6 protein-coding genes are annotated in these 2,273 nt (G+C 45.4%); all 6 read right to left on the bottom strand.

What is annotated here, in order from left to right:
• Positions 1-533 (bottom strand): hypothetical protein (locus QZL64_RS12985; RefSeq protein WP_296309697.1); only part of this gene is annotated, 533 nt, incomplete at its 3' end.
• Complete coding sequence (locus tag QZL64_RS12980) at positions 523-894, bottom strand: hypothetical protein (RefSeq protein WP_021842375.1); 372 nt, start codon at positions 892-894, stop codon at positions 523-525. The genes QZL64_RS12985 and QZL64_RS12980, both read right to left, overlap by 11 nt.
• Positions 894-1,268, bottom strand: coding sequence for an HK97 gp10 family phage protein (locus QZL64_RS12975; protein WP_021842374.1), 375 nt, complete (start codon positions 1,266-1,268; stop codon positions 894-896). Before QZL64_RS12975 ends, QZL64_RS12980 begins: the two co-directional genes overlap by 1 nt.
• The gene (locus tag QZL64_RS12970) at positions 1,265-1,543 is read right to left on the bottom strand and encodes a phage head closure protein (RefSeq protein WP_021842373.1); all 279 of its coding nucleotides are present in this window, start codon (positions 1,541-1,543) and stop codon (positions 1,265-1,267) included. The genes QZL64_RS12975 and QZL64_RS12970 overlap by 4 nt, the downstream gene beginning before the upstream one ends.
• Position 1,544: 1 nt before the next feature.
• Positions 1,545-1,841 carry a phage head-tail connector protein gene (locus tag QZL64_RS12965; protein WP_021842372.1) on the bottom strand — a complete coding sequence of 99 codons (297 nt, stop codon included), beginning with the start codon at positions 1,839-1,841 and terminating at the stop codon, positions 1,545-1,547.
• Complete coding sequence (locus QZL64_RS12960; protein WP_021842371.1) at positions 1,838-2,239, bottom strand: hypothetical protein; 402 nt, start codon at positions 2,237-2,239, stop codon at positions 1,838-1,840. The genes QZL64_RS12965 and QZL64_RS12960 overlap by 4 nt, the downstream gene beginning before the upstream one ends.
• Positions 2,240-2,273: the final 34 nt, after the last annotated feature.

Genomic DNA, 2,273 nt, shown 5'->3' with positions numbered 1-2,273 from the left:
GTCTGCGGGATTTCTTCATCAAAGATTAAAAGCGTTCCCTCTTTGTCCATAGGGTGCGCCTTAAACTGCGGCTCTATTGTACTTTCCGCATCTTTTGCAAAGCTGAATGAAAATCCTGCTTCGTTCTTTCCTACGATTGTTACTCTGATATCTCCGTCCTCTTCGTCCTCATGCAGGAAACGGATAAGATATTTCTCGTCTGTCTGGTTTTTAATACCGCCGATCTTGACCGTCCTTTTCCTCGTGTCCTCTGTTACTCTCGCCGTTGAACTTAACTTTTTGAGCGTCTTTGCGCACCATGTCAGCAGTCCGGCTTTTAAGATAACGTCCTCATTTGTCAGCTTTGTTTTCGATACAACGCCTAAATCATCTTTTGCGGTGTATGTCTCTGCCGTGTACTCCACGGATGCCCCACCTTTGATGTGCGCAAGCTGGTTATTTTCTGTCTCTATCTCTGTATCCTCCGGGATTTCTCCCGTGAATAACATACAATAGAGTTTTCCGCTGCCTAATGTAATTCTTTCACTGTCCATTCTGTATATCCCCTTTCTTTCTTCTCACTTTTTCGTATATGGTAAATTCATACGCCGTTTGTACCATGTCCTCGTCCTCTATGGTGTCCTGATACTTCTGATAATCAGTATCGAAAAATACTTTTTCCTCTATCAGTTTTTCCAGTTCCCCGTTTGCTGCCTTATCTGTATACAGCTCCAGAGCCGCAAATATCTCATGTACGAGTATTACATCATCTCCGCCGCGTCCGTTTATCTGCGGCGTTATATACACCAAATACGGCGGTTCTGGCAATGGTGTTTCTCTTGTCTCCCGGAACGCATCTTTTGCTATTGGCAGCCCTAAACTCTCTGCCCTTTTTATGATCGTTTCAAGCCTCATTATCCTTTTACCGCCTCTTCTATCTTGGTTTCCAGACTCTCTATCATACTTTCCTCTACGGGCTTAATATGTACCTTTGGCTTTACCCTGCCGCCGTATCTGCTGGCGTGCCCATATTCAAGCAAGTGCGTTAACTGGTAGTCTGTTTTGTTGTATACCGTGTTTCTCTTTGTTCTGCTGTCGCTGTATGACTGCTTTTTTCTCCAGCCTCTTCGGTAACTCCCTGTCAGTTTCGGGCTCGTTTGCTTTAATTCGCTTACTCCCTCCGCTGCCACATCATCTACAATTTTCTTAATGTCATTTGCTACGCTCTGGTCATACTCCGTAAGCCCCCGCGCGATCTCTGCCGCAACATTGTTTATATCCGTGCTCAACGTCTGCCTAACCTCTTTTCTGCATACAGCTCTATTCTTTCTTCGTTCGGGCGCTGGTACGTCCTGTAAATGGTCAGCCTTTGCCCGCAATACTCTACCTCTGTCTGATCGTTATACTCAAAGCTCCATACAGTAAATTTGTAGCTCGGCTTTATGTCTTTCTGTCCTGCTGCCTCAAACTCGCTTTGTGTGATGCTATCCACTTCACAGAAAATTGTAGTTTCCTCTGTTTCAGTGTCGTTGATCTGCTCTATTAAAGTGATTTCTCCCGGCATTTTATCCCTCTTCCGTGTTGTAATCTCCAGCCAGACACAAGGACTGTTTTTGCAGTTCATAGCTCTGTCTGTACTGTTCGCCTCGGTTCTGGTAGTTCATTTCTGACTTTACGAAAAGAGTAATTGCCCGGATAATAAGCGCGTCTGTTTCATCAATCTTTTTTACCCCGGATACAGATAAATCCTGTTTTGCGGCGGCAATCATATTGTTTATATCGTTCTCAATTACCGCAGACTTGCTTAAAATCCTCATGCTGCCCTTGACGGTATCAGTCAGCACGGTTTCCATGCCGCTCATTTTGTTACAATCTCCGCAACTTTCGCCGCCTCCAGCTCCTTTGCCCTTTTCAGTGAAATGCTGAACTCAAAACCCGGTCTGAATACCTGTTTTGCTTTTTTATCCTTGTATGTCTGGATAACGCGCACTGTTACCTTTTTCTTATCCTCCTGCGCGGTGTCCGTTTCGGACACTTTCGGCGGTTCTTCTGCTGCCTCTTCATCTTCCGCCGCTTTCGCTGCTTCTTTTTCCTCTTCTGTCAGTTCGTCCTCTTCGGGTACTTCCACCTCTTCCGCCGCAATCCTTGCGGCCAGTTCTTTTACTGTGCCCTCGTCACTGATACCCATATCTTTTGCCAGCGCTTTCAAATCGTCCTTTTTCATCTTTTCCAGATCTTTAATATCTAAGTGTCCTGTCATTTTTATCTTCCTTTCCGCGCGGCGCTTTTACGCC

Source organism: Veillonella sp. CAG:933 (assembly GCF_000431435.1).
Taxonomy (GTDB): domain Bacteria; phylum Bacillota; class Negativicutes; order Veillonellales; family Veillonellaceae; genus Veillonella_A.
This window is presented reverse-complemented; position numbering and strand designations above follow the sequence as displayed.

Coding starts and splice junctions, on each gene's coding strand:
- QZL64_RS12980 (WP_021842375.1), bottom strand. CDS start 894: ATGAGGCTTGAAACGATCATAAAAAGGGCAGAGAGTTTAGGGCTGCCA.
- QZL64_RS12970 (WP_021842373.1), bottom strand. CDS start 1,543: ATGCCGGGAGAAATCACTTTAATAGAGCAGATCAACGACACTGAAACA.
- QZL64_RS12965 (WP_021842372.1), bottom strand. CDS start 1,841: ATGAGCGGCATGGAAACCGTGCTGACTGATACCGTCAAGGGCAGCATG.
- QZL64_RS12960 (WP_021842371.1), bottom strand. CDS start 2,239: ATGACAGGACACTTAGATATTAAAGATCTGGAAAAGATGAAAAAGGAC.